Source organism: Arthrobacter sp. I3 (assembly GCF_000520575.1).
In the GTDB taxonomy this organism is placed as follows: domain Bacteria; phylum Actinomycetota; class Actinomycetes; order Actinomycetales; family Micrococcaceae; genus Arthrobacter; species Arthrobacter humicola_A.
In genome coordinates this window covers 4,914-8,305 of sequence record NZ_KI914940.1, presented here as the reverse complement: position 1 = coordinate 8,305, position 3,392 = coordinate 4,914, and the positions used below count along the sequence as shown (strand labels likewise).

Annotated in this window: 3 protein-coding genes; 1 reads left to right on the top strand and 2 read right to left on the bottom strand. The window is 66.6% G+C overall.

The window, feature by feature from the left end; translation table 11 throughout:
* Positions 1-37: 37 nt before the first annotated feature.
* Positions 38-670, bottom strand: coding sequence for a uracil-DNA glycosylase family protein (locus Y706_RS0116200; RefSeq protein WP_028277428.1), 633 nt, complete (start codon positions 668-670; stop codon positions 38-40).
* Positions 671-855: 185 nt separating this feature from the next.
* Positions 856-2,064 carry a cobalamin-independent methionine synthase II family protein gene (locus Y706_RS0116195; protein ID WP_028277427.1) on the bottom strand — a complete coding sequence of 403 codons (1,209 nt, stop codon included), beginning with the start codon at positions 2,062-2,064 and terminating at the stop codon, positions 856-858.
* Positions 2,065-2,468: 404 nt separating this feature from the next.
* On the opposite strand from Y706_RS0116195, the gene Y706_RS25900 reads away from it, so the two are divergent.
* Positions 2,469-3,392 (top strand): adenylosuccinate synthase (locus Y706_RS25900; RefSeq protein ID WP_043436306.1); only part of this gene is annotated, 924 nt, incomplete at its 3' end.

Below are 3,392 nucleotides of genomic sequence, written 5' to 3'. Positions count from 1 at the left end.
TGAGGTGGGAGCCCGCCGTCGTTTGTGCGCGGGTGGGTCAGCTGGCCTTGGCCAGGCCCGTGCGGGCCATGGCGTCCGCGTACGCGGTGTGCATCTCCGCCAGGTACTCTTCCTGCCGGGCCGGGGTGCCGGCGAACGCCCGGCCGCTGAGCGAGCGGACCTTGTAGGTCTTCAGGCCGCGGCGCCAGATCATGGGCACTTCGGTCTTGAGCAGCAGGTTGGCCAGACGGTTGGCCTCGGTGCCGTGGGCGACGATCACGGAGGCGCGGGGAACGAGGGCCAGGAACTTCAGCAGCGGCTTCAGGCCCGCGGAAATCTGGTCCGGTGTGAACTTGCCGTTCGGCTCGCCCGGGACGTGCCACGGGTGGACGTTCCAGGGCATGACGAATTCGGGGCGCAGGCCGAGCTTCCACTGGATGCCCAGCATGCGGGTGGCGGCCTCGTCGTCGCCGGCGGTGATGAAGCCTGACGCGTCAGCGGTGCCGATGTTGGAGTACAGGCTGATGATCCGGCACTCGTCGACGTCGTGCATGGGGTCCACGTAGGGGACAGCGGTGCCAGCTTTGGTTGCCTGGAGGACGTCAAGGAGCTCGTTGACGGGGGCGACGTTAGGTTCGTACCGGCGGCTCAGAAGCTCTTCGCGGAAATTTTCGGTGGCCAGGGCTGTCATATGTTGCTGGGTCTCCTGCGGGATTGGCAAAGCTGCCACACCGGATGCAGGCACGCCGAATACGGGCATGCGGAGCAGTGGTGTGGTTTGAAAATGTGGTGTGGACCGATTCCTGGTCGATCCTTATCAGTCTATCAAGCCCCGCGAAATGCGGCACCGGGCCGGACCCCGCCGGCCCGGTGCTGCTACCAGAGCCGCTGGGTGGCGCGGCGTGCGCCTTCGCCGAGAGCCTCCAGCTTGGCGTACGCGATTTGGGGATGCACTCTGCCGCCCAGCCCGCAATCGGTGGACGCAATCACGTTTTCCCGTCCCACGAGCTCGGCGAAGCGCACGATCCGGTCGGCCACGAGGTCCGGATGCTCCACGACGTTGGTGGCGTGCGAAACGACGCCGGGGATGATGACCTTCCCCTCGGGAAGCTTCGCATCCTCCCAGACGCGCCATTCGTGCTCGTGCCGGACGTTGGCCGCCTCGAAGGAATAGCCGCCGGCATTGACCTGCAGGACTGAGTCGACGATGTCCGCGAAGGGGATGTCCGTGGTGTGCGGGCCGTGCCAGGAACCCCAACAGACATGCAGCCGGATCTGCTCCGCGGGAAGACCGCGCAGCGCCCAGTTCGTTGCTTCGACCCGGAGTTGGATGAACTTCAGGTAGTCCGCCAGGCTCGGCTCGGGGTTGATCTGGTCCCAGCTCTCCGCCAGGGAGGGGTCGTCGAGCTGGACTGTCAGGCCGGCGTCGATGATGGCCTTGTATTCCTCTCGCATCGCGTCGGCGCAGGCGTAGAGGAGTTCCTCGTCGCTGCCGTAGTACTCGTTGGCCACCCGGGCGCACGAACCGGGCGAGAGGGAGGCGATGAACCCCTCGGCGAGTCCGGCCGCGGCCAGGCCGGTCTTGAGGTTGGCAACGTCCGAGGCCACGAGCTCCTGGCCCGTGTACGTCAGCGGCCCGGCGACCTTGGGCTGCGTGACGGCCCTGCGGTGGGCCAGGATCCCGGAGGAGGGGTCGTTGTAGGCGTCATCGAACTTCTCCCGGTCCCGGCGGTCCGGGAAGGAGGTCAGGACGATGTGGCCGGGCGAGGAGCGGTGCACCGTGGCGTCGGCCCAGCGGTCCACGTCGGTCGGTTCCAGGCCGCCGAGCCGTGAGAAGGAGTAATTCCACCAGGCGCCGTAGTCCACGGAGCTGGACATCGTGTGCCCGTACTCGCCGTCATTGGGGATGTCGATGCCCAGCTCCTTCTGGCGCTGGACGACGTCCACCACCGAGGTTTCGAGCAGGTCCAGGAATTCGGGCGTGATGCCGTCCGTTTCCTTGGCCTCGTTCGCGGCGATCAGCTCCGGCGTGCGGGGCAATGAGCCGGCATGGGTCACACGGATGTGGTCAGTGGTCCGGGGCATGGGGCGGTTTCCTTTCGGCCGCTCGGGATTCTCACTCCCACTCAATTCCACCCCGCGCCGTCCCGCAAGTAGTGCCCGCTATGTGTCGGGCCTGAGCCGGCGGATGATGCAGCAATGGCGAACGCCATGAAAAAAGAACGGCTCGTCCGCCGCGGCGGACGCGTGGCCCTCCCTCGCGGAAGCCGCCCCGGCGTTCACCACCGTCGGGACGGCGCGTCCAAGCAACGACCCAAAGCGATGCCGGGCACCGATTTCGGCTAAACTTGGGTGGTAAGAGCCCCGGAACTCTGGCGTTGGATACGAACACAGCGATAGATTCGGGGCATTCTCATGAACGGCGCTGAGCTGCGGTGACCGCCTGGTCACTAAACGCAGTTCGGCCCGAACGAATGGGGGAGGATCCCATGCCAGCAATCGTGATCGTCGGAGCCCAATGGGGCGACGAAGGCAAAGGTAAGGCCACTGACCTGCTTGGCGGCCGCGTCGACTATGTCGTCAAGCCCAACGGCGGCAACAACGCCGGGCACACCGTCGTCGTAGGCGGTGAGAAGTATGAGCTCAAGCTCCTTCCGGCCGGCATCCTGAGCCCGAACGCGGTTCCGATCATCGGCAACGGCTGCGTGGTGAACCTGGAAGCCCTGTTCCAGGAGATCGACGGACTGGAGGCCCGCGGCGCGGACACCTCCAAGCTGCGCGTCTCCGCCAACGCGCACCTCGTGGCGCCCTACCACCAGGTCCTGGACAAGGTCACCGAGCGGTTCCTCGGCAGCCGCGCCATCGGCACCACCGGCCGCGGCATCGGCCCGGCCTACATGGACAAGGTGGCCCGCCTTGGCATCCGCGTCCAGGACGTCTTTGACGCCTCGATCCTGCGCCAGAAGGTAGAGGGTTCGCTGCGCCAGAAGAACGAGCTCCTGGTCAAGGTCTACAACCGCCGGGACATCGAGGTGGACGAGATCGTGGAGTACTTCCTGTCCTTCGCCGAGCGCCTCCGCCCGCTGGTCATCGACAGCACCTACGTCCTGAACACCGCCCTGGACGAGGGCAAGGTGGTCCTCATGGAGGGCGGCCAGGCCACCTTCCTGGACGTTGACCACGGCACCTACCCCTTCGTGACGTCCTCGAACCCGACCGCGGGCGGCGCCTCCGTGGGCTCCGGCATCGGCCCCACCCGGATCTCGCGTTCCATCGGCATCATCAAGGCCTACACCACCCGCGTGGGCGCAGGGCCGTTCCCGACGGAACTGTTCGATGAGATGGGCATGTACCTGCAGAAGACCGGCGGCGAGTTCGGCGTCAACACCGGCCGTCCCCGCCGCTGCGGCTGG

Excerpts from the sequence above, each read along its gene's own strand:
- Y706_RS0116195 (WP_028277427.1), bottom strand. The coding sequence starts at position 2,064 with ATGCCCCGGACCACTGACCACATCCGTGTGACCCATGCCGGCTCATTG.
- Y706_RS0116200 (WP_028277428.1), bottom strand. The coding sequence starts at position 670 with ATGACAGCCCTGGCCACCGAAAATTTCCGCGAAGAGCTTCTGAGCCGC.